The organism is Clostridium magnum DSM 2767 (genome assembly GCF_001623875.1).
In the GTDB taxonomy this organism is placed as follows: domain Bacteria; phylum Bacillota; class Clostridia; order Clostridiales; family Clostridiaceae; genus Clostridium_AM; species Clostridium_AM magnum.
This window is the reverse complement of sequence record NZ_LWAE01000001.1, coordinates 1,119,358-1,142,844: the sequence shown is the minus strand read 5'-3', so window position 1 is coordinate 1,142,844 and position 23,487 is coordinate 1,119,358. Positions and strand designations below refer to the sequence as shown.

At 31.3% G+C, this 23,487-nt stretch carries 29 protein-coding genes; all 29 read right to left on the bottom strand.

The annotated features are described in order from the left end of the window. Positions 1–17 precede the first annotated feature (17 nt). On the bottom strand, positions 18–326 hold the full coding sequence (locus CLMAG_RS34640; protein ID WP_341419727.1) for a hypothetical protein: 309 nt from the start codon (positions 324–326) through the stop codon (positions 18–20). Next, positions 296–1,138, bottom strand: a complete 843-nt coding sequence (locus tag CLMAG_RS34635; protein WP_341419725.1) for an AAA family ATPase — start codon at positions 1,136–1,138, stop codon at positions 296–298. Before CLMAG_RS34635 ends, CLMAG_RS34640 begins: the two co-directional genes overlap by 31 nt. Beyond that, the gene (locus CLMAG_RS34630) at positions 1,101–1,316 is read right to left on the bottom strand and encodes an AAA family ATPase (protein ID WP_341419723.1); all 216 of its coding nucleotides are present in this window, start codon (positions 1,314–1,316) and stop codon (positions 1,101–1,103) included. The genes CLMAG_RS34635 and CLMAG_RS34630 overlap by 38 nt, the downstream gene beginning before the upstream one ends. After that, the gene (locus CLMAG_RS33495; RefSeq protein WP_242872931.1) at positions 1,288–1,425 is read right to left on the bottom strand and encodes a hypothetical protein; all 138 of its coding nucleotides are present in this window, start codon (positions 1,423–1,425) and stop codon (positions 1,288–1,290) included. The genes CLMAG_RS34630 and CLMAG_RS33495 overlap by 29 nt, the downstream gene beginning before the upstream one ends. Before the next feature lie 48 nt (positions 1,426–1,473). After that, entirely contained in the window at positions 1,474–1,911 is a 438-nt protein-coding gene (locus CLMAG_RS05455; RefSeq protein ID WP_242872930.1) for a Uma2 family endonuclease, read from the bottom strand. Between the two features lie 629 nt (positions 1,912–2,540). After that, the gene (locus CLMAG_RS05450; RefSeq protein WP_066619019.1) at positions 2,541–3,908 is read right to left on the bottom strand and encodes a flagellin N-terminal helical domain-containing protein; all 1,368 of its coding nucleotides are present in this window, start codon (positions 3,906–3,908) and stop codon (positions 2,541–2,543) included. A gap of 638 nt (positions 3,909–4,546) precedes the next feature. After that, positions 4,547–5,428, bottom strand: a complete 882-nt coding sequence (locus tag CLMAG_RS05445) for an ATP-binding protein (RefSeq protein ID WP_169809796.1) — start codon at positions 5,426–5,428, stop codon at positions 4,547–4,549. Then, positions 5,310–6,182: a DnaD domain-containing protein gene (locus CLMAG_RS30600; protein ID WP_073393114.1), complete on the bottom strand. Its 873-nt coding sequence runs from the start codon at positions 6,180–6,182 to the stop codon at positions 5,310–5,312. Before CLMAG_RS30600 ends, CLMAG_RS05445 begins: the two co-directional genes overlap by 119 nt. Further along, entirely contained in the window at positions 6,169–7,497 is a 1,329-nt protein-coding gene (locus CLMAG_RS05440) for an IS701 family transposase (RefSeq protein ID WP_082831782.1), read from the bottom strand. Before CLMAG_RS05440 ends, CLMAG_RS30600 begins: the two co-directional genes overlap by 14 nt. A 94-nt stretch (positions 7,498–7,591) precedes the next feature. Next, on the bottom strand, positions 7,592–7,816 hold the full coding sequence (locus CLMAG_RS05435) for a hypothetical protein (RefSeq protein WP_066619014.1): 225 nt from the start codon (positions 7,814–7,816) through the stop codon (positions 7,592–7,594). A gap of 46 nt (positions 7,817–7,862) precedes the next feature. Beyond that, positions 7,863–8,477, bottom strand: coding sequence for a sigma-70 family RNA polymerase sigma factor (locus CLMAG_RS05430; RefSeq protein WP_278329759.1), 615 nt, complete (start codon positions 8,475–8,477; stop codon positions 7,863–7,865). Positions 8,478–8,822: 345 nt separating this feature from the next. Continuing rightward, on the bottom strand, positions 8,823–9,653 hold the full coding sequence (locus CLMAG_RS05425; protein ID WP_066619011.1) for an Rpn family recombination-promoting nuclease/putative transposase: 831 nt from the start codon (positions 9,651–9,653) through the stop codon (positions 8,823–8,825). Positions 9,654–9,713: 60 nt separating this feature from the next. Continuing rightward, positions 9,714–9,878 (bottom strand): YvrJ family protein, encoded by a 165-nt coding sequence (locus CLMAG_RS05420; RefSeq protein WP_066619009.1) that lies wholly within the window; start codon positions 9,876–9,878, stop codon positions 9,714–9,716. A 70-nt stretch (positions 9,879–9,948) separates the two neighbouring features. Continuing rightward, entirely contained in the window at positions 9,949–10,167 is a 219-nt protein-coding gene (locus CLMAG_RS05415) for a DUF2922 domain-containing protein (RefSeq protein WP_066619006.1), read from the bottom strand. A gap of 132 nt (positions 10,168–10,299) precedes the next feature. Continuing rightward, positions 10,300–10,524, bottom strand: a complete 225-nt coding sequence (locus CLMAG_RS05410; RefSeq protein WP_066619003.1) for a DUF1659 domain-containing protein — start codon at positions 10,522–10,524, stop codon at positions 10,300–10,302. A 103-nt stretch (positions 10,525–10,627) separates the two neighbouring features. Further along, the gene (locus CLMAG_RS05405; RefSeq protein WP_082831807.1) at positions 10,628–11,227 is read right to left on the bottom strand and encodes a sigma-70 family RNA polymerase sigma factor; all 600 of its coding nucleotides are present in this window, start codon (positions 11,225–11,227) and stop codon (positions 10,628–10,630) included. A 347-nt stretch (positions 11,228–11,574) separates the two neighbouring features. After that, positions 11,575–11,910 (bottom strand): hypothetical protein, encoded by a 336-nt coding sequence (locus tag CLMAG_RS05400; RefSeq protein ID WP_066619000.1) that lies wholly within the window; start codon positions 11,908–11,910, stop codon positions 11,575–11,577. Between the two features lie 72 nt (positions 11,911–11,982). Continuing rightward, positions 11,983–13,986 carry a flagellar filament capping protein FliD gene (fliD, locus tag CLMAG_RS05395; protein ID WP_066618997.1) on the bottom strand — a complete coding sequence of 668 codons (2,004 nt, stop codon included), beginning with the start codon at positions 13,984–13,986 and terminating at the stop codon, positions 11,983–11,985. 144 nt (positions 13,987–14,130) lie between these two features. Then, positions 14,131–14,517: a flagellar export chaperone FliS gene (fliS, locus tag CLMAG_RS05390; protein ID WP_066618995.1), complete on the bottom strand. Its 387-nt coding sequence runs from the start codon at positions 14,515–14,517 to the stop codon at positions 14,131–14,133. Between the two features lie 275 nt (positions 14,518–14,792). Further along, positions 14,793–15,089 (bottom strand): hypothetical protein, encoded by a 297-nt coding sequence (locus tag CLMAG_RS05385; RefSeq protein WP_066618993.1) that lies wholly within the window; start codon positions 15,087–15,089, stop codon positions 14,793–14,795. Positions 15,090–15,137: 48 nt separating this feature from the next. Next, entirely contained in the window at positions 15,138–15,539 is a 402-nt protein-coding gene (locus CLMAG_RS30595) for a flagellar protein FlaG (protein WP_082831805.1), read from the bottom strand. 35 nt (positions 15,540–15,574) lie between these two features. Then, positions 15,575–15,790 carry a carbon storage regulator CsrA gene (gene csrA, locus CLMAG_RS05375; protein ID WP_066618987.1) on the bottom strand — a complete coding sequence of 72 codons (216 nt, stop codon included), beginning with the start codon at positions 15,788–15,790 and terminating at the stop codon, positions 15,575–15,577. Between the two features lie 103 nt (positions 15,791–15,893). Beyond that, the gene (gene fliW, locus CLMAG_RS05370) at positions 15,894–16,319 is read right to left on the bottom strand and encodes a flagellar assembly protein FliW (RefSeq protein WP_066618984.1); all 426 of its coding nucleotides are present in this window, start codon (positions 16,317–16,319) and stop codon (positions 15,894–15,896) included. A 128-nt stretch (positions 16,320–16,447) separates the two neighbouring features. After that, positions 16,448–18,112, bottom strand: coding sequence for a flagellar hook-associated protein FlgL (flgL, locus tag CLMAG_RS31490; RefSeq protein WP_066618981.1), 1,665 nt, complete (start codon positions 18,110–18,112; stop codon positions 16,448–16,450). Between the two features lie 90 nt (positions 18,113–18,202). Then, the gene (gene flgK, locus CLMAG_RS05360) at positions 18,203–20,185 is read right to left on the bottom strand and encodes a flagellar hook-associated protein FlgK (RefSeq protein ID WP_066618978.1); all 1,983 of its coding nucleotides are present in this window, start codon (positions 20,183–20,185) and stop codon (positions 18,203–18,205) included. A gap of 87 nt (positions 20,186–20,272) precedes the next feature. Beyond that, the gene (locus CLMAG_RS05355; protein WP_066618975.1) at positions 20,273–20,680 is read right to left on the bottom strand and encodes a flagellar protein FlgN; all 408 of its coding nucleotides are present in this window, start codon (positions 20,678–20,680) and stop codon (positions 20,273–20,275) included. Positions 20,681–20,840: 160 nt separating this feature from the next. Next, the gene (gene flgM / locus CLMAG_RS05350) at positions 20,841–21,113 is read right to left on the bottom strand and encodes a flagellar biosynthesis anti-sigma factor FlgM (protein WP_066618972.1); all 273 of its coding nucleotides are present in this window, start codon (positions 21,111–21,113) and stop codon (positions 20,841–20,843) included. A 204-nt stretch (positions 21,114–21,317) separates the two neighbouring features. Then, positions 21,318–22,499 carry a flagellar motor switch phosphatase FliY gene (fliY, locus tag CLMAG_RS05345; protein ID WP_066618970.1) on the bottom strand — a complete coding sequence of 394 codons (1,182 nt, stop codon included), beginning with the start codon at positions 22,497–22,499 and terminating at the stop codon, positions 21,318–21,320. Next, positions 22,492–23,487, bottom strand: a complete 996-nt coding sequence (gene fliM / locus CLMAG_RS05340; RefSeq protein ID WP_066618968.1) for a flagellar motor switch protein FliM — start codon at positions 23,485–23,487, stop codon at positions 22,492–22,494. The genes fliY and fliM overlap by 8 nt, the downstream gene beginning before the upstream one ends.

The window sequence follows — 23,487 nt, the reverse complement described above, 5'->3', positions numbered from 1 at the left end:
GTTTTTTACAAAAATCTTTAATATCTTTCCAAAAGTTTTATATCTCCTGTTACAAGGCTTTTAAGCATTGTATTGAATTGATCATTATTTATGCTTTCTCTAAACCAGCTGAGTATTATCTGTCTATACAAATAATTTACTTCCTTATTAGGTATACTTAAATTGCAGTGCAATTCTCCCTCATTACGTCTCTTTTTTACAACTTTAAGATATCCACTAAAAAGTAAAAAACTCCATACACTTTCAGTTCCCCTATCTATTTCTGCTATAAATATATCTTCATTTACGATTTTTTCTATAACATCACCTTGGATAAGTTGCTCCAACTCTTTTTTAACTCTGCTCCACCTTTTGTAACCAGCATTTTTACTAAGTCATTACTGGAAGTATTAGTCCAATAAGGTTTAAAGCCATCTTTAAAATTATATACATAATTTAATACCGACCATGGATTATATATAACTCTATCTCCAAAAATATATCCATTGTACCAATTTTTCAATTCTTCAAAATTAGCTTCTATTCCATAATATTTTAGAATATCTAAAACCTCTTCTTCTGTAAAGCCAAAATACTCACTATATCTTGAACTTAATAAAGTACACACATTAATATTATTTAATCCTGAAAATATGCTTTCCTTCGCCACCCTTAGTATTCCTGTTAGTACGGCTTTTTCTAAATGTTCATTGTCCTTCAAGCCTGCACTTAAGAAGTTTCTCATAAATTCTATTATTTCATCATAGTATCCTTTTAAATATCCACTTTGAATAGGTACATCATATTCATCTATGAGTATTACTACCTTTTGTTTATGAAATCTATATAAATAATTACTTAGTATTTTCAATCCTCTCAAATAAGTTACATAATCTGCTTTTTCTTCTAGTATTCTTATAAACTCATCTTTTTCAAAAGAGTCTAAAATATCACTTTTTAAAAGGTATCTATGTTTAGCAAATTCATCTTTTATAATTTTTTTCAGACCTATTTTACAATGTTCCCATTTAGAATGTTTTTCATCTTTAAAAGTAATGAATATAACAGGGTACTGCCCTTGCTTTGCCATTACTTCTTTGTCTGTATATATTTTCAAGTCTTTAAAAAAGCTCTTCGTTTGTCTCTTCTGTTTTTTCAAAAAAACACCTCAATATACTTATATTCAAAGTCTTTCCAAAACGTCTTGGTCTTGGTAGCAATATAACCTTTGATCCATCATCTATGATTTCTTTTATAAATAAGGTTTTATCTACCAAATAGAAATTTTCCGTTACAAATTCTTTAAAATCACTTCCGCCTAAGGATATTCTCTTCATAAATATTCCCACGCTCCTTACAGATATCATCTCTATAATTTTCCTTAAATATATCTATTGCCTCTTTTGATTTTAGCTTATCTAATATGTTTACTTTATGACTATCCATAGTAATCTTATCATCTCCTCTACCTTAGTTATTAATCAATTTTGTATGTTATCCATTAATAAAAGGTTCAAAAACATTCTCTGCTTTAAAAGTTACTTGCGAATATAACAATAATTTACAGTTGTCCTCATTTTTATAAATACCTTTTAATTTATAGGAACTGCCATCTAAATAATATTCCTCTATGGTTCTATTTTTATAATCTACCAGTAAATACTCTTCTATTCCAGCATCAGCATATAGTTTCATTTTATATTCTCTATCATGTTTTTCAGTGGAATCACTTAATACTTCAAAAATTAACTTAGGCATCTCTAAATGTAGTGTATCATTATTATACTTATCTTTTATATCTTTACCGCAAAATACAGATACATCTGGTATTCTGTATTCACCATCTGCAAATTTAACATGCAGCTCACTAATTGCCATACAATTACTAGGTAATTTCCCTCTTAGAATAGCTATTGTATTATTAATACTCATGCTATGTTTTGCACTTGGACTAAGCTATATAATTTCTCCATTAGTGTATTCTGTCCTGTAGCCAGTATTAGCTCTTATACTCTCCGCTAACTCCAAGAATTGTTCATAGGTAAAATATAGATTATTGTCTGCTAAACCCATATTATTCTCTCCCTTCTAACTCTTTTAACAACTCACTCAGCTTAATTATATAACTATACTCCCTACCACCGTTCCTTTTCCATACCATTTTCGCGCCCCTTATTACATATATTTTACCACATCCCCTTTTCTTTAAACACAAAAAAGAAACTGCAGAATCTTAGTCCTACAGTTTCCATTTTCTACAATCCAAATTTATTTATATTAACTAACAGCTCTTTCCCCTGAGATAATTTTGAAAAGTTCAGTCTTTCTCTTTATCCTATGAATATTAAGTAAAATATTGTCGAGTTGCAAAAATATCTTATTAATACTCTATTTTGAATAAAACTGAATTAGGCAAGCAATAGCTATAGGCATTGACATATGGAAAAGAGCCAGAACTTTCGCCCTGACTCTTTAATACTACTTTTTTAATGAAGTTAAAAAATATTCACTTTTAACTACGGGACTAACTGAAAATTAAGGATTTTAGTTACCTGCTTAAATTATCTTAATAACTGAAGAACCTGTTGTGGTTGTTGGTTAGCTTGTGCAAGCATAGCCTGAGCAGCCTGAGAAAGAATATTATTCTTTGAGAATGTTGACATTTCTTTTGCCATATCAACGTCTCTTATTCTTGATTCAGCTGATGTTAAGTTTTCTGATGAAGTTCCTAAGTTAGCTATTGTATGCTCTAATCTATTAGTATAAGCACCTAACTTTGCTCTTTCAGATGATACTGTGTCAATTGCTGTTTGGATAGTTGTGATTGCTGAATTAGCACCTGCTTGAGAAGTAACATCAATATTATTGACCCCTAGTGCAGTAGCACTCATATTATTTATTGCTAATTGAGTGTTTTGATCTTCATTTGCACCAATTTGGAATTTCACTGATTTATCAACAACATTAATAGCTTTCGCATTACCATTTGCACCATGGTTTGTAAGAACAGTAAGTTCAAATCCCCCAATATTTAGAGTGCTACCATCATATGCAGCAATTGCTGAATTATTAACAGCTTTATCTCCAGATAAATCAATCTCTAAACCATTAGAAGTTAAATCAAATTTTGCAGTACCATTTCCAGTAATATTTTCAGTCGCAAAATCAAAATGAACCCCTGCAATATCTACAGCAGCATTAAGAGCTGCTCCCGTAACGTTAGTTACAGTTCCATCTGGTCCTGTTAATTTTAGGTCTGCTGATGTTCCAGCACTAAAATTAGAAACATCTAGTGTATATGCTCCATATTTTATCTGAGCTCCAGCTTGAACTGTAATATCATTTTGTATTGTAGCTGCTGTAACAGCTGTAGCTCCTGATGTAACTGTGAATGTATCCGTTCCAGCAGCTACCATATCTAATGAATAACTACCACTTGTCAAATCAGAACCTGTAGCTTGTAAATTACTATAGACTGCAGCACCAGCTCCTTGTTGAGCTGTTTTACCCATGTCTCCATTTAACAACTTCTTAGTATTAAATTCTGTATCACTTGATATTCTTGTTATTTCACCCTTTAATTGGTCCATTTCCTTCTGTATCTGTCCTCTGTCTGTATCATTATTAGTATCATTAGCTGACTGAACTGATAACTCTCTCATTCTTTGAAGTATGCTGTGAGTTTCATTTAGTGCACCTTCAGCAGTTTGAATCATTGATATACCATCTTGAGCATTACCAGAAGCCTGATCAAGACCTCTTATTTGTCCTCTCATTTTTTCAGATATAGCTAATCCTGCCGCATCATCTGCTGCATTATTAATTCTAAGACCTGAAGAAAGTTTTTGCATTGACTTACTTGCAGTTGCTGAATTAGCATTCATTCTGTTTATTGCATTCATACCTGGTAAATTGTGATTAATTATCATAATAAATTCCTCCCTGAATTTTAACGGGCGTCCTTGCCCTTATTTTTTATTTATAGTTAAGCACTTTATCAATAGACAATTAACATTGGACAATTGACAATTATTAAACCGTCAACTTTTAGCTATCAATTGTCAATTAACTTAACGCTTACTAACTGAGATAAATTATAATTTCAAAAACTTGTCCTAATACTTTTTACGACTTACCTCCACAATAAAACTTACTGTTTCATCGGCGGTTTTACTATAACTAATGATTTTCATTTTTACTAACTAATCTAAGTGGCCACTTAAGATTATTTTTCTTTGTCTTATACTTAGTTATCGTAATTATTTTTGTTAACTTTAGCATTTTTTTAATTTTAAGTTTAATTTTTTTAAATTTTCTATTTAATTTTTGTTTTGTAACATATTTATCGGTACTATTTTTGTTAACTTTACTACTTTTTTTGACTTTTTGTTTCTTTTTTAGATAGACAATTTTAACATTTAATTATATGGTTTTGTTAATTCAGTAACCCTAATTTAGCTTAAAACTCGTCTATCTAAATTTAGTATTTCATTATTGTAATAATGTTATCGGAAGGTTACAACACCTCTTTACACCTTAGGTTATATGTAAATTTTACCTAAAATCCCTAACTATTCACCCTATAATTATTATCCTTCCCCTCAATCTCCACCATATAATCCTTACACATCTCAATAATCCTACTGCCTACCCCTTCATCAAAATATAAAAGTTTTTCTGCTGTAAATTCAGAGGACACAATCATTGGGCGATTATTCATGTATCTATAATTTATAATTTCAAAAATTATATTAATATCAGACTCATTAATCTTTCCCTTAAACAAATCATCAATAATAAGCACCTCAGCAAGCTTGTATCTTCTCAGACAACTAGCATAGTACTCTTCATCTAAAATATTCTGTTTAAGCTTTAGAATTTCATCTCTATAGGACATATAGACTACTGGAATATTTTTAGCTAATAGGTTTAAGCCTATGGCAATACTTAAGTGAGTTTTTCCTGAGCCTACTTGTCCCAAAAAACCTATGCTGTTTTTTCTAGTAGACCTTATATTGTTGAAGTTTCTAAAATAGTCTATAGCTGCCTCTTTAGCTTTCTCAGTGCTTCTGTTGTAGATCTTATAATTTCCAAAGGTAAGTCTATTCTTTTCAGTTTCAATACCAGAGTTCTTCCACAAAACTCGAGTTTTATCCATTTCTCTACATTTGCAAAAAACTATTGTATCTTGATATTTAGAACTATTCTTTATGGTAAACCCCCTTCCTTCACAGATTGGACATTCACCATTAGATATCTTTAATTTCTCTGCTTGCAAAGCTTTTTTATCCTTAGAATTATTAATAACACATAAGTTTCCCCTATCTTTTTCAGATGAGTCCTGAATCATCTGTATCTGTTCTTCTCTTTGGCTCTGGTGGTTTATATCCTGACCATTTTGTGCCGTCTGTTCTCGAAGTTTTTGAATTATAGCATTTATTCTGCCCATGGATTCCTTTAAATTGTCCATTGTCTCCATCCCCCTTATACTTTTTATAACTCTCAATAAATTTTTCAGCTTCTTCTAAAGTTTTTATACCATTATCCCGCCAATTGTATAATACTGTCTCCACATATCTTAAATTTCTTGCATTTCTTTCTATTGCCTGCTGCAGGGCAAGTATAATAAGTTTCGGTTCTTTAAATTCATCATGGAGATATTTTATTTTTTCTAATTCATAGGAACCAGGAAGTCTTATATTTTCGCTGTAAAAACAGACTATTTTCTTAAATCCATCTACTGATTCTTCCGGGAATAAAATTAAATCCTCAGGAGAATTACTTTCTTGCCCCTGGGCCTTACTATCATCTTTATTATTATCCTGTGAGTTAGTTTCTGTAGTAGTTTCTGGTATTGGTCCGTTAGAATTTACCTCTTCCTCTGGTATTTCTTCTCCTTTGGACAATTCATTTATGTCTGTGGTTTGGTTATTTATGTCTGTGCATTGATTATTTATATCACTGCTTTGGTTAACCTTGTCCGTGGTCGTTGCTATTTTATCTTCACAGCTCTCTCTATCCTTCTCCTTATCATTTTCAGCCTCATATAATTCTTCTAAAGCTTTATAATCTATGGTATACCATTTAGTTTTATCTACCTTAGATCTATTAAAATTACCAGCTATAACTATACCCATACCCTCCAATTTCTTTATAGCCTTTTTTATAGTACACCACTTTACAAGAAAATTAACTAACCTCATCTAAATATATTAAGGAATTAATTGCCTCTAAAGCTTCTTGATTAATATTGCTCTTTTGTATCTTTTGCACGAAAGTGCTTAATATTAATTCTTTTGATATTTGGTAAGAGATAGCATTTTTAATTTCTTGAGGACTTTGAAATTTATATTTAGAAAAAGACTTATGAATAAAAGGCAATATTACTACAAAGCTATAGGCGATAGCCAGTAAATTAGTATAATTTTCTATTGCCTTTTTATTTCGTACCATGTAGTTACCAAAAGACCAAAAGAATTTATGTTGATAGAAAAACACTTCTATATTCCATCTGAATTTATATGCAAAAAATGGAATAAGAGTTGGTCTTTCTTTATCAGCTTTACATTCATCTACAGTATAGTTTTTAAAAATTTGTATATCTGATGGCTCTATGGAGCAAATATAAACTCTTACAGATGAGAATTTATCTACATCTGTAGTTGTTACTGTTACTATAACAGGTTCATTAAACAAATTTGTTAAAACCTTTTTAGTTGCAATATAGTAGTCATCCTCTTTAGTGTAGTCAAAATCTCTAATATTAAGTTTTAAACCTTTCTTTCTTGGGCGTCCTCTTTTTCCAGTAGGTTCTGGACATAAATCATATATGCTGGTATCAGAACGGACTGCCCCTATGATAGAAAGATTGGTATAATTTCTGAACATATTTAGAAAAGGTCTTTTAGTGTACCAACTATCGCATAACACTATAACTTGGTAATCTAATAGTAACAGCATAATGTTTTGTATCATCTTACCAGCTATTTCAAGTTTGGTTTCACTCTTATCATAGAGTTTATATCCAACTGGCAATGTAAGGTATTTGATTTTACCACAAAAGAGTATAGGGATGCTTATAACCAATGATACAAAGCAATGTCCATTTAAGAAAGAGGTGCCATCATGCTTTGTATGGTCAAAAAGCTTACCGTAACAATCAAACTTATCTCCAAATTTAGCTTGAAGTGTGTCATCTATAATTAAGAATATAGTTATAGTAGACTTAAGCTCTTCGGGAATAAGTGAGATTGCTATTTTTACTGTTGCAAACATTAAGCTCTCTATCGAGAAGTTTGTATAGGATAAAAAATAATAAAAGCTATTAAGAACTTTATTCCAATACTTTTTGATAAAATTGTCATATAAAAATTTTATAGAACGAACTTCTTGAGTTGAAAGCATAGCAGTAACAAGTAAAATAAATATATGAAAGCTCCGCTTATTGAAGATGGAGCGATATTTACTTAAATAATTTTCTATTGTTTTAATTGTTGATTTTTCGTCAATACTAATCATAGTACTAGATACCTCCTAATCAGTGCTGGTTTGCTCAATATTAGTATTGATAATTAAGAGGTATTTGGTACGTTGTATTTTTTGGTAACTTAAATTACTTGTAAAGTGGTGTTATAGTACTTACAGAAAGAAAACAAATCTGCTCCTGCCAATTTTCATAGGTATTATAAACCCAAGGCCTTCCGTCAATAATATTTTTCTTCTTCTCCAGCCAGTAATGTATTTGATTTAGTATTATTGTCTCATTAAGCCCCAGAAGTTTTGCAAGCTTCGGCTGAAATACCATTAGATTATTCTCTTTTATTAATATGTTTACCAATGTTAACACCCCTCAATTTTTTTAGTTAAGAATTAAGAGTGTAGAGTTAGTAGTTTAAGTTTAGTTCTCTAAAATACCCTTTAAGTTTCTCCAAAACCCTACCCTTCCTCTTAGCCAATGTGTTCATATTTATACCTTTTTTTATTCCATATTCCTTCAAGGGCTTGTTTTTAAAATAAAACCAATCAATTAGTTCTCTTTCATCTTCCGTTAACTGATTTAAGGCTTTTTTTAGTATGGTTATCTTCTCTTTTAAAATAAACTCCTCTTCTACATCTTCATCAGAAGCTAATAGTTCCATAAGCTCTAATCCATCTCTATTTACATTGTTTAAACTGCATTTAAACTTTTCATCCCATTTTTTACTTATAACCTTCCTCAATTCTTCATTAAAGGCATTTTTAATTACAGTTACAGCATATGTAGTAAAAGCAACTTTTCTATCTACTTTGTACTTATTAACTGCTTTCATTAGTGCCATAACACCTATTTGTATTAAATCCTCTACTTCGTATCCATTTATATAAATCTGTGAAGCTTTTTTTATGATGAAGGGTTTGTACATTTTTATTATTTGCTCTAATGATTTTTTATCACCAGCTTGTGCACTTTTAATTAAAGTATTAATATCAACTTTATTTATAATAATCCCTCCCCGCAAAAGTAATATGAAAGATTTTATTTTTCAGTTACTGACTATTTCTTCTGATTAATATATATACTCCTAGGCACTAAGTAGGCAAAGTTTTTTTGTATTTTTTTAATTTTGTAGCTGAAACTGTGTTATCCAAATTTTTTATAAATAAAAAAACTACTAAAGTATATCTCTATACATTTAGTAGTTTCTTTCAGCAGTTTTTAATTCTGCTTTTTGATCTCTTAGTTTTTTTCAAATCACTCTCGTATATTTCTCTTTCTTCTTTAATCCAAATACATAATATCAAGCTTTTCTATAGCTTTTTTATATTTTCATCTAAGGCTAATTCTTCTGGTATTTTATTATGCTCTAGTGTTTTTTTAGATTATTTATTTCACCTACAGTAAGTCCCGTCTTTAGAGCTATTGTCTCAACATCTAAGACATATAATAAATTTTTAGCTATCTGAATTTTTTCTTTTTTTCTTCCTTTGTCCTCTGCAGTCTTTATTTCAGCTTTGTGTACCCTAAGCCTTTTAAGATCATTTTCATATATCTCTTTTTCCTCTACGTTTAAATACATAATATCTAGTTTCTCTATAGCTTTTTTTATACTTATATCTTCTGCTAACTCAGATGGTATCTTATCTCTATTAATTTCATAAGCTCTATTTAAAAATACAATCCATCTATCCAAGGCTGTTTTTATTTCTTTAAAACCTTTATTAAACTTTCCTAATTCTATAAAATGCATTTGAAACATATCTGAAAATGTATTTTTGCTTTTCTGGTTATATACTCTATAAACATTATGAAAATCTTCTTCATTTAAATAATTAAAATCCAAAATATTTATTCCTATAGTTTTTCTTAAGAGATCGAAATCTTCTCCACTTTCTATCTGGTCAGAATATACTTTAGCCCAATAGTAAAAAGCTCTTTTATCATAATATCCTTGTTCTGCAATCTGCATTTCTATATCATACCATATTCCCTTTTCATCTACTGCCTTTATGTCTAAAATTGACATTTTACCATTTTTATAATTTGCTAGATTATATGGATTCTTTAATTCTACATCTTTTATTTGTTCATCTTCTGATAAAACTGAATTTATAAAGGAGATAAGCAAGTCTTTATTATCTTCACTTCCAAATAGCTTTTTAAAGGCAAAATCTACTTTTGGATTTATCCTACACATAATCTTCCACTCTCCAAATCTTTCATCTTAACTATACTTAATATTTTACATACAAAAAAACTATTTGTCATCAGATTTTATAAGCAAACTTTTTATACTGCTTGAAAGATCGTTTATACTCAAAGTAAGCGCTTCTAATTTGCCTTCAAATCTAACTAACAGATAAACAGACACCGCAATCGGAAACCCTACGTTACCTATAGTAGTTAAAAGATCTGCATTCATATACAAGCCTCCTTTTATATAATAAAGCAGCTAACTTTAACATTAGCTGCTCCACTGCATGATTTACTAATTACTTAACTGCAAATTCAGTAGAAGTTTTATCTACCAATTCTGCTGAGTCCTTGGTCTTTAAGTCACCACCTGTGGATGTAAATATATTTTTGGCAATAACAACATCCATAGCCGCCTTTACCTCTGCTTCAGTGACAGTATCCTTTATATTATTAACCCTTATAGAAGTCTTTTTTCCACCTTCATTTAGAAAGTTCATTACTAGTATATTACTCATTGCACATACCCCCCTCTTTTTTAGTTAATAGTGAATAGTTGATAATTAAGAGTTGGTCTGCTTTATTTGTAAAGCAGAGATATACACCCTTAATTCTTCCTTAACTATTCACTATTAATTCTTAACTATTAACTAAACCGCAGTTATTCCACTTTGGTCTTCCCTTATGACTTCATTTAAAGTCTTTCCTAATAGTTTTTCCATCTCCAATGTCACATCTAATATGTCCTGTTCAACAGCTGTAGTTTTTACTTTTGCAAACCTCTGTGATTTGATTATGTCCTTTCCTTCTGCATCTACTCCATCGTTGTACTTAAGAACTAATGTACTACTTAATTTTGTTACTATAGCAGCCATGTATATCAACTCCTTTCACTTAATATATAGGGATACTTTAGAAAAATGTGACATTATAAATCTAGCATATTTAGTCCTCGAGTTAAAATCCCTCTCTAAAACCTTATATTTGACCCATCTGCCGCCTAAGTTTTTTTATGGCTCCTCTCTTTCTCTCTACTGCTGCTCTGTAGCAAATTCCTTTCTCTCTTGCATATTCATCTAAAGTTCTATTTTCAAAGTAAAACCAAAATATAATCTCTTTTTCCCTGTGAGAGAGCCTATTTATTTCAGCATGAAGCCTTCTCTTTTCTTCATTTTCTATAATATCATCTTCTACGTTATCCTTGGAAGCTAAGATATCAATAATTTCATAACCTTTATTATTTACTGCATTTAGACTTATCTCACTTACAGAATTCACCTTATATTTCATCAATCTATAGAGATTTGTCTTAACAGTGCTCACTGCATATGTAGTAAATGCATACCTTCTATTTGTTTTATAATTATTTATAGCCTTGATAATAGACACTTGTCCTATTTGTATCAAATCTTCCAACTCAAATCCTCTTATATAGATTCTTCTGCAGGTTTTTATTATAAAAGGGATAAATCTTGTGACTATATCTTCAATTGCCTCTTTATCTCCCATTTGTGCCTTCTTTATTAAATACATACTTGTTACTTGGCTCCTAGTATTTACTTTAGTTATAGTCTCCATTTTTTATCCCCTTTCACTTCTTCCTCTCAGAAAACCTTCATTCGTAATCCTAATTCCTCCATCTTAATTTATTTTCAATTGTTAACTACAGAAAGATATAGTATTTAAATCCAAATTTATACGAACAAAAGTTCCTGTATGTATATTATACAGAAAGTTCCATTCTCTAGTAAACAAAATATTTCCCCTAAATTCTTTGTTATTTAGACAATCTGAACTGATACCCTAAACATTATAAATTTGACATATGGAGTTAATAAAATACTAAAACAAACCCATTAGAAAGTTATCATTACTTACTAATGGGTTTGTGGGAATCTAACTATAATATTGTTCTAATAATTTCTTTAAAGTTCTTTACTTAAGAATACAGCTTTAGCTTGTAGATTATTATATCCACTGACTGCTACTTTTCTTTTCTGAGTTTGCCTTATTTTTACTAACAACTCTTCTTTTCTATTTTTCATTTCTTCTTCCAAGGTTTTATGCAAGTTTTCTATATCATATTTTACATAAAACTCTTTCAATTGTTCCTTCGAACAATTTAGTTTATTAATATCATCTAAAATCAATTGTCTTTGACTAAAAAACTCATCTAATTTTTCGTATTGTTCAGACTTAACTATTTCCATAATAGTCAAAGTTACATTTTTATATTTAATAAAACTTTCTTCTAACGACAATTCATCACCTTCTTTATTAAATAAAATTTAACAATACGCTATCTACAATGATTATTAAAAATTTATTTCTAATTAGCCTGTTCCAAGCATAGAGCTAAGTTGAGCCTGTTGTGCATTCAAATTGTTCATAGCTGTTTCTAAGGCTGTAAATTTAGCATAATATCTAGTTTCAGCATCTGACATTTGCCTTGTGATTTTACTAATACTTGAAGTTTGTTTATATACTTGATCTGGTAATGTATTTTTTCCTGAAGAACCTGAAGAACTATAATCATATTGCTTATTTACAAATATATTCATACTTCCAGATAAAGTATAAGTACCATCTTCTCCTAGACCCGGTGCTGCTACATAATCTCTAAGTATAATATCCATTCTTTTGAATAAACCATCTTCCATATACTTCTCTGAGCCAACATAAGGCTCATTAGTGCCTAAAGCGGCTTCTGAAGCTCCAATAAATAATTTTTTAAAATCATCAATATTATTCTCAATAGCAGTTTTTAATTTTGTTTCATCACTAATAATAAGCTTACCTCCATCAGTGTAATCTGTTGAAGTATCTATACCTATGGCATTAGCTGCATACTTACCAAAACTTAGTGCTATTTTTCCTGCGCTAGTATCTGAACTATTATAACTACTATATACTGGTGAAGAAAATATTCCCCTCACTTGAGTCATTAAACTACTTAAATAGTCATCTTTTCTAAGTATTCCAACCTTTGCTTTAGTTTCCCATGCACTTATTTGATCTTCGCTCATAGCTTCTTTTTGAGCATCAGTTAGTGGAGCATAATCACTATTTTTCTTTTCTGTTAACTTTGTATTAATTTTTGATATTAGTGAATTATAATCCTCAATGAATTTTTTAACATTACTAACAACTGTATCTGAATTTGCGGTTATAGTTATATTAGAATCTGGATTTGTTGCATTATTAACTCCAACAAGATTATAAGTAACACCATTTAAAGTAAATTTATTAGAACTTTGAGTAGTAGTTACTTCTGATCGTCCTGGTTCAGTAATTGCAACTATAGCATCTTTACCTATACCTGTAGTAGATGATATACCTAATTCATTTACTATATCATTAGCTGCAGTTGCATCATTAGTTATACTAATATTTGAAGAAGAACCATAATCTTTTGATTGAAATGAAAATTTACCTGTAATAGTATCTACACTTAAAGTAACAGCACCATCAGTTGAACTATTAACTTGATCAATTAGATTTTGTACAGTAGTATTTGCATCTACAGTAAGCGAAACAGTAGAATTAGTACTTCCATTAGTCAAAGTAAATTTTATAGATCCTGCTGAAAAATTTAAATCTGAAACTAATTTTGAAGTAGAAGATATTCCACCATTAATAGTTAAATCGCTGCCGCCTATATCAGAAACAGTAGTGCCACCATCTACATCAGTTCCATCCAATGTAATAGATGCTGTAGATGTAAACTTAATATAATTATGAGTTCCATCATTTACATAAGATGCAGAAATCTTGCCCTTTAATGTACCATTAGATGCAATTTGTTGATTTATATCTGATGCCAATTTAGACATATTACTTGAGTTCATAGCGGTATCTATAGCACTTAATGTTATACTTCCGCTAGACCCAAAATCAAGTACTTTACCACTCCAATTTGATAAATTCGTTACTTCTACAAGTGAATCTTTAGTGCTTCCTTCAATCTTAGCTTGTGTTGCCAATTGATTGACATTAACCTTATAAGTTCCAGACTTAGCAGTTGACCCTACTGTTGCTGAAACTATAGATGTATCATCACTTGCAGCTGTATTAATGTTTAAAGAATTTCCGGACAACATATATTTACTTGAAAGTGGATCAAAATATTCCTGTAATCCTTTTATATCCTTTATAATATCTCTATATGCTTCTTGTTTCCATTGTACCGTTTGCTTAGCTTGATTAGCTTTGTCTATCCTCGTTTGGTAGCTTGAAAGCATAGATTTAACGACACTATCTGTATCAATACCAGATGCCATTCCTGATATTCTTAACAAACTAGAACTGGAAGTGTTGCTAGTTGCACTTATACTCATATATATCCCCCTTCTTTTGAATTGACAATTGACAATTAAGGTAAAATTCATCACTATTAAATCAGTACTTCAATGATACTTTATTCTTAGATTTTCCTTAACAAATTATGAAAAAAATCCTCCTTTATTGTCAACTATTAATTATTATTTCATCCCTTTAGCTACCTTATAAGCCTGTTCCCAAGTATCCTTTATATCCTCAATCAAAGGAATAACCTCATTCATTATTTCTACATCCTTTTTAATATTAGCATCCATAAGTCTTCTTGTTATAAACTCATATACGCTCATTAGTCCTTTTGCCCATTCTCCACCTTTATTCACATCTAAGGTTGCCATTAGTTCGTAGAATATATTTTGAGTTTTTACTATATTTTCATGTGCTCTTTTTACATCTTTATCTAAAATTGCTTGTCTACCAATTTTCGCAAATTTAACTGCTCCTTCAACTAGCATAAGCAGCAGTTGATCCTTTGAAGCGTAATTTACACTATTAGTTTTATATGCATTATATGCGTTTGTTGCATACATGTACAACACCCCTTTTATGTTTAAAATTTAATATTCTAAAATACATTTTTTAAATTATGATCTTTTTCTGAAACATATTACCCATACTTCATTATCGTATACATTTATTAACTCTTAATTACTAACTTCTAAAAATTAAATATAAAAATAATAATGAAGTGAAAACTTGAATCAGGTGGAGTTTCAAACCCCATCGGATAAAGTATTTTTTCCCTGCTTAAAATGAAGAATTAAGATTAGCTTCTTCAAAAGAGCCAAATCTTAATTCTTAAAAATTATTTTCGCACATCAAGAAAATGACCCCTATTTTCATCCTCTGATGAACTATCTGCTTCTTTATAGACTGGTATTTGTACTTCTTCTACCTTTACAGCTTCTACAAAAAGCTTTTTCTTCCCTTTTTTCTTTTGTCTCTTTAATTCATCTTCAAAGTCCGCTTCATTATCTTCTTTGTTCTTCTTGGTATCCTTATTTATAACTATGCCTGTCTTTGTGTGAATTTTTCCTGCACTTGTAGTTTCTTTAACCCTTTCACGTACTTCCGGGTCTATTTTATTTAACCTAAACTCCATAAAATCCCACCCCCAGATTTAGAAGTTAAATAAATAAATAAATAATAATTATGCTTTCTTGTCCACAAACATTCCTGCTAATTCACAAAACTTATCTATCATATCAATTATTTGTTTTGGTGGCAGTTCTTGTACTACTTCTTTGGTCTTGTTATCTACTATTCTTACAATTAAATCTTTACCTTTTCCGTAAACTTCATATTCTGCATGAGTAGCTTTGTCTTCAAGAAGTTTATTTAGCTTATCTACGGCCTTACCTACTTCTTTTTCTGTCAAATTTTTTTGACCACTGTTTTCTTGATAAGTATCATTCTGTTGGCTTCCTTTTGCTCCATCACCTATCACAATTGTTTCCTGTACAGTTCCTTGTGTATTTGCTGGACTTGATGGAATACTCACATTTAATGGTAATGTAGATTGTCCTGCTTGATTTATGTTTCTAATTTCCATACTTAACCCCCCTATTACTTTAAATAAATCCAAAACTATTTTTTTATATTTTTTAGTATACTAATATCCATGGCTGCTGCATTTTTATTTTCTTGCTCTACTTCTTTATATAATTCTTTTCTTAATATGGTTACACTTTTAGGCGCTGATATAGAAAGTTTTACCGAATTGTCATCTGTTTTTATTATAGTTATTTCTATATCATCTCCAATTAGAAGTGATTCACCTTTCTTTCTACTTATGACTAACATCCAATCATCTCCTCGGCAGCTCTATACCATCCAAAATCACTACCTTATATATTTTCATAAAGATATTTTTCCGCAAAATATTTTTGTACAATATTGTAGTTGATTATTTCTCAAATAATGAATGTCTTATAGAATAATTAGGATTATCTAGTATTATTTGTTCCCCTAATTTGTTCTTTATATTTATAATTATTGGAGCTTTTAAGTTAACTGTAATTTTTTCTATAGCTGAATTTAAGGTTACTGTATTTAAAACCAATACATCCTCAGGACTTTCTATTTTTAATTCATCAATTTTTTCATCCTCTAACTTAAATTCATAATTCTTTATTACATAAAAAGGAGAAACAACCACTAATCCTATACTGTCATCTTCTAAGGAATGAAGAATGCTAAATATCTCATTATCTTCTACAGGGAATATGATAAATTTATTTAATCCTTCAAAACCTGGAAGACCCTTTTTAAAACTTAAAATATCTTTTTCTTCGTATTCTCTAACTCCATGATATTTTGTGTTCAATTTCATTATCCTTAACACCTCATTTAGCAATGAACAACGGACAACGGACAATGGACAATAACAAAGTTTTCTGCCAAAGAAAAAAACTCTCCTTTCATTGTCAACTGTCAACTGTCAACTGTCAATTGAAATAGTTATCTCATATAATCCATCAGCGTTGGCTGTAGAACCTTTGCACTGGTCTGCAATGATGCCAAATAAACTGTCTGCATTGTGGCAAATTCCATAGTTTTTTCTGTTATATCTATATCTTCTGTTTTTGAGAGTATATCTGTCATATCCAAGTTTGATTGTTCATTTTGTTCTTTAGCGCTCTCCATTCTATTTTGCTTTGCTCCTACCTCTGAGCGCACCTTTAGGATTTGTGACATAGCTTTATCCATATCCTTCAAATCATCATTGGTAAGGGCTGATGTTGCCTTTGATGAATCTGCAATATATAAGATATTGCCAGAAGAATCTTTTAAAACATTTCCTGAAGCATCCTTCTGTTCTACCATACCATTTAAATGCTTTACTACTCTATCTAAAAGATTTCTTATATCATCCTGTTCACTTGTTCCGTACTTGAGAACATCCACAGCTGAAACATTATATCCAACTAAAACGCCCTGTGAAAGCTCAGTCTGACGTTTAGATTGAATATTGTCAAACTGGGTAGATGGCAGCTGTTTATTTATAGAACTTTGCAAATCTGTAACAGAAGTACTAGGAGGTGGCCCCACCACATCAGGAAGTATCTTAATTATATCGTTTCCTAATGCTTTAAAAGATATTCTGTTATCTGCAGTCTGTTCCGCTACCAATTTACCTTTCAAGCTAGAAGAACTATTTAATTTTCCATTAATATCGTCTACTACATCCTTTATTGTTTTTCCAGCTGCAGTAAAATCTCCTAAAGATATTGATTCTTCAACTGGTGTCGCAGTAGAGGAGTCGGCAATACTGAATTTTATATCCTTACCACTCCAATTGGCTGCCACATCTGTTACAATATCAGACTGTACAGGATCTACTACCATCTCAGTTCCATCACTATTACAATAGGTAAGCTTAAAATCTTGATTTATTGAAAAACTATAAACATCTCCATTTGCATTAGCGGTTGCATCATTAATCTTTATTTTTAATCCATTACCTATATCAAAAGTCCCTCCAGATACTGTGGTACTTGTCCAAGTGGATCCATTGTCTGTAGAATATTCTGCAGTTGTAACGTTACCTGTTGCTACAGTTACTCCAGTCACTTTTATTTTATAACTTAGAGCACTTGCGCCTGTAAAGTCACCACTTAGTACAGCATCTCCACCAGAACTATTGGTTTTATCAACCTTGGCTGGTATATTGAATTGTGTTTTAGAATCTACTGGCTTAGATGCTCCACGGGTTCCTGCAAATATATACTCACCATCAAAGCTTGTATTTAATATCTGAGCTACTTGCCCAACTCTTTGATTTATTTCATCTTTTATTTTTTGTCTTTCATCTGAACCATAGGCTGCATTTCCTGCTGATACTAATTTTTCTCTTATTGATTGAAATACATTTCCCATTTGACCAAGGGCTGTATCTGTGGTATCCATCCAGTTTATAACATTAGTTATATTCTTATTATACTGTTGATTTGCATTTATGGAACTATGCATCTGCATGGCTCTAGCTACATTAAATGGGTCATCAGAAGCTCTTCTAAATTTTTTTCCTGATGCCATCTGCTGCTGAAGGGTTTTCATGTTATTAAGGTTTACATTCATGTCGCTTAAAAAGTTATTAGCGAGCATTTTATTAGTTACTCTCACTGTGTAATCACCCCATATTATTAATTATAAGCTTGAAGCTATTACAGAATTACCCTGTAATAACTTTCTTAAATTTCTTAAATATAGTTTCTATCTTTTCAATCCATTTATAACCACATCAAGCAATTCATCCACTGTAGAAATAATTTTTGCATTTGCTTGATAACAGTGCTGAAACTGGACTAAGTTTGCCATTTCCTCATCAAGAGAAACTCCAGATACTGAGTCTCTTGATTCTTTAAAGCCTGCCAGAAGCTTCGCTTGGTTGTCCACCATTCTCCTAGCTTCCTGCTCCTGTATGCCAAGCCTATCTACTGTATCCTTAAAGTAACTGTCTATAGTCATGCCGCCTGTATCATTTGATATTGTTTTCAAACCACTTACAGTTGAATCTGTCTTTAATATTCCGCTTAAAAATTCCGTTCTTTTAGTATCCTTTTTTATATCTTGAATAGACATCAGTCTATCTCTAAGCATTTGTACTGCTAATGCTCTGCTTCCATCACTTTCTCCACTTAAGTTGTTTCCATTTTCATCATATTTTGCAGCAGTTTTTATAAGCAGTGGATTATCTATTATAGCCTGATTTATAGTAATATTGGCAGCAGTAATTTCCTGTTCTGCAGTGTCTATATTAGCTATAGCAGCTGTATCTGTACTTGATGTTGCAGCATATTGCGATTTTTTATCAGCATTTACAAAAAAGTTATTTGCACTAATTATTTTATTTGCTGAATCTTTTACATCTGCAGTTGGTGTATCACTTTGGCTCAATATACCATTTACTGCAAATGCTAAGCCTTTTGCAAGCTTATTCAACTGATCCTCATAGGTCTCTATATCTTGCTGTACAGACATATATCCTTTTAATTCACCGGTAGGTGCTTGAAAAAGTGCAAGTTCCTTAAAATCACAGCTTTGACCATCCGCTAAATTACTTGCATCTCCATCACCACCAGCTAATTGTTTAGCTTTTTTAGTTGTGTCCTCAGGATAGTTTGGATCTTGTACCTCTTTTACTTTAAAAGCTACACCATTATCGTTTGCCCATAGCACTCTGCATTCATTTAACTGATTAAATTTCTCCTCAGCATTAGAATCTTCTGTATCTTCTAATGTAACCTTTATAGATACTTTATTTGCATCATCAGTCATATCACCATTTTTATAGTAAACAACTGTATAAACACCTTCTTCTCCAGCCTTTTTTCCTGATGGAGGATTTATTTCACTTATATAAGAAAATTTCGCTGTTGGCTCAGCTGGTGTTGCATTATTAGCCCCTGGCAATATAGCCTGAGTTATATTTAATGGTGTCTTACCATCTGACCCTAGTGGTGCACTTCCATTACCATTATCATTAGCATCAGCGGAAGTAGTTACATTAATTCCCTCGAAGGCCTTTTTATCAACCTTTATTCCAAACTTGGAACTTAACTGATCTAATAATAAATCCCTCTTATCCATTAAATCGTTTGGATTATTTCCTGATACGCTTACCTGTTTTATCTGCTGATTCAATTGACTTATCTGGCTTAACATACCATTTACATCAAAAACCGTATTCTTTATTACTTCTTGAGCATTTTCTTTTAACTTTTCCAATTCTGTATAGGTATGATTTAGTTCATTGGTTAAAGCTAGTGCCTGCTGAGCAACTATTGACCTAGCATTTGATTCTTTTGCAGAAGTTGCTAGTGTATTCCAGGAATCAAAAAACTTACCTATCAATGTAGATATACCTGTGTCTGTAGGCTCGTTCATTATATTCTCTATCTGACTCAAGAATTTATCACGACCTGTATATTGGCCATTTACACCATTTTCAACTCTTACCTGATAATCTAGAAAGCTGTCTCTTACCCTGTTAACCGCAGAGACATCTACACCAGTTCCTACTTGGCCAGCACTACCAGGAATACTTTGTGGCCTTGATGTTTGCAGAGTTACCCTTTGTCTTGAATACCCTTCAGTATTGGCATTGGCTATATTATGTGATGTTGTATCAATAGCTCTTTGTTGTGCAAAAAGCCCTCTTGTTGATATATTAAGAGTCCCAAATAAACCGGACATTCTTTTTCCCCCTTTTTAATGAAACTCCTCTTCCTATTGTCAGAGGAGTAAGCGATTCGCACAAAATCATAGATTTTGGCTCTCTGCTTATTTTCTCTTACCATAAGCAGTATAAGTCTTTGGTCCTCTATCAGGATTTAGAAAATTTAACATCTGTGTAGTAAATCCTAGACCTTGTCTTATTAAAAGCTCATTTGTATCCTTTTGTAACTGAATTTCCTCTAAAAGTTTTTTTATATTTCTATAATTGTTTTCTAACTCTTCATTCTTTAAGTTATCTATTATTTTACTCATAGCTTCGCCCTTTGTTATATTTCTTCTCTCCACCTCAAAGCGAGCTACTTCTCTAGCACAATTTTCAATTTTTCTGGTTATCCCATCTAACGCAAAAACTTCTCTTTTTGTTAAATACCCAAATTGTTCATCTAAAGCTCCCAGTAAATCCTGAAGGGCTTTATACTCTTTAATCATTATTCTATTTAATTCCTGAGTCATCTCTAACCTCCGTGTTTCTTTAGTTAATAATTATGAATTAAGAGTTATAGATGATTTTTCTCCTTCCGTCGAAAAACCTTAAATTTAAATTTTTATGTTTTATCATAAAAAATTATCCTTAACTGTTAATTCTTAATTCTCAACTCTCAACTCTTAACTCTTAACTATTTCCCCTTATTTCTTCAAGAATTTTTGCCGCTACTAATTTTGAATCTCTGGAATAAGTACCATTTGCTATTTGATTCTTTATAGTTTCTATCTTCTCATTTGAATTCACAAATTTATCGTCTAAAGAATATGAACTTAGGTTTTTTCCAAGTGATGATATCTGAATAGAATCCTTCTGTGAAACCTCTGCTTTTTTCTCTACGCTCTTTGCTTGACTTGAGTAAATGTTCACTATTTTACTTGGATTAACTCCATTTATTTTCATATCTATACACTCCTCTGGTTACATTTAAACTTCTACTATTATTACTTAGTTATATTATCGACTATATACTAATAATGTTTATACCCATAAAAGAAAGTATTTACTCTATTTTACGCTCAAAGTCTCGTTATTTTACCACTTTAATACTCTAGTTAATTTGATTAAAAATCCACATAAAAAACAGCCTTTCTAAAAGGCTGCTTTTTATCTTCCCAGTGATTTAATTCTCTCTTCATTGCTTACAATACTTGTAATTCTTACACCAAAATTTTCATCAACTACTACAACTTCTCCATAAGCTACTTTTTTACCATTTACCAATATTTCTACTGGTTCTTCTGCGAGTTTATCAAGTTCTATCAATGAACCTGTTCCTAAACTTAGTATATCTTTAATGTTTTTCTTAGTACGTCCTAGTACTACAGATATTTCTAAAGGTACATCTAATATTAAATCTATATTTTTAGGCATTCCTTGACTAGACTGTGTTTGAGTTAAAGGCTGGAAGCTTGCCTGCTGCACTTCCACTGGTGGTCTATGCATTTCTGCAGGTTTTTCATATATAGGTTGATGCTGTGCCATTTGATATTGCATATCTTGCTGAACTGGTTGCTGCTGGTACATTGGTTGTGGTTCTGGCTGAGAATAAGCTGCGTGTGCTGTTTGTTCTGGCTGTTTCTCTGGCTCTTCCTGACCCATCATTATAGATACTATCTTTTTAGCAGTAGCTATTGGTAAAATTTGCATTATATTACTATCTACTAAATTACCTATTGTTAGTGAAAAAGATACTTTTACTATAGGTTCATCATCTGATATATTTTCTGATAGAGGTGTTGTTATCTCACTCCAAATCTTTGATATAGGAGGTGATATATTTACCTCTCTCATAAACATGGTAGCCATTGATGTAGCTGCAGAACCTATCATTTGATTCATCGCTTCAGAAACTGCACTTAACTCTATTTCAGTTAATTCTTCAGTATGGTCTGGAACGTTCCCATCCCCTCCCATCATAAGATTGGCAATTACGAATGCATCTGTAATCTTCATTACTAGAAGATTTTCTCCCATTATTCCGCTTATATATTTAACTTCCAAAGCTATATTTGGAACTTCGAATTCATCTTTTAAATTTTTCAACATAGTAACACTTACTACTGGAGTAGTTATATTTACCGGCTGATTTAATATTGTAGAAAGTGCTGTGGAGGCAGAACCCATAGATATATTACCAATTTCTCCAAGTAAGTCTTTTTCTACATCTGTTAATTCAGGTAAATCCTGTGCTGCAGCAGATACATCTACTGATGATTCAGTTTGTGCATCTCCTCCTCCATTTAATAGTGCATCTATTTCTTCCTGTGAAAGAAAGCCATTACCCATAATTTTCCACTTCCTTATCTATAATATCTATTATCTGAATGCCCATGTTTTTGCCAATTATTCCAGGCTTTCCGTAACAATATGGTTTATCTTCCACCGTTAGCTTAACAGGACTATTATTCTTTTCTTTTAAAGTAACAACATCACCTACGCCTAAATTTAGAAAATCATTTACGGTGATATCTGCTGTTCCTAGTACTGCACTAAGCTTCATATTTACTATATTAAGTCTATCTCTTAGTTTTTCTCTTGACTCGTTTATAATATCCTCATCGTTATCCTGGAACCAGTATTGAACAACTAACTTATCAAGAACTTTTTCTATACTAAGATATGGTATACAGATGTTAAGAAAAGTACTGCTTTTGCCCATTTCTACAGAAAAAGTTATTAAAGCTACTGGTTCATTAGGTGCCAATGTTTGATTTAAGGCTGGATTCGTTTCAAGACCTTCAATTTCAGTTTGAATCTCTAGTACATCTTCCCATGCAAGTTTTAGATTTGAGATAAGTCCTGTGTTAACAACTTTTATGATATTTTTATCTATATCTGTAAATTCCCTTAATTTATACTTTCCCATTCCTTTGCCGCCTAATAGTACGTCTATTATTTCAAAAACAAATTGAGGATTAGTTTCGAATAATACAGAGCCACTTAAAGGAGGCATTCTAAATATAGTTAGAATAGTTGGATTGGGTACAGAATGAATAAACTCTTCATAAGTTATTTGCTGAACAGATTCTATTTTTACTTTTACATTAGCTCTAACCTGTGCTGTTAGGTAGTTTGAAATTATTCTGGCATAATTATCATGAATAAGCTCAAGAGTCCTTATGTGATCCTTAGAGAACTTCTGAGGACTTCTAAAGTCATAAGGTTTTACTTTTTGCTTTTCTTCTTCCTTTGGCACCTCGTCTGGCGTTAGTTCTCCCGCTGATAACGCAGCTAAAAGGGCGTCTATTTCGCTTTGTGATAATACGTCTGCCAT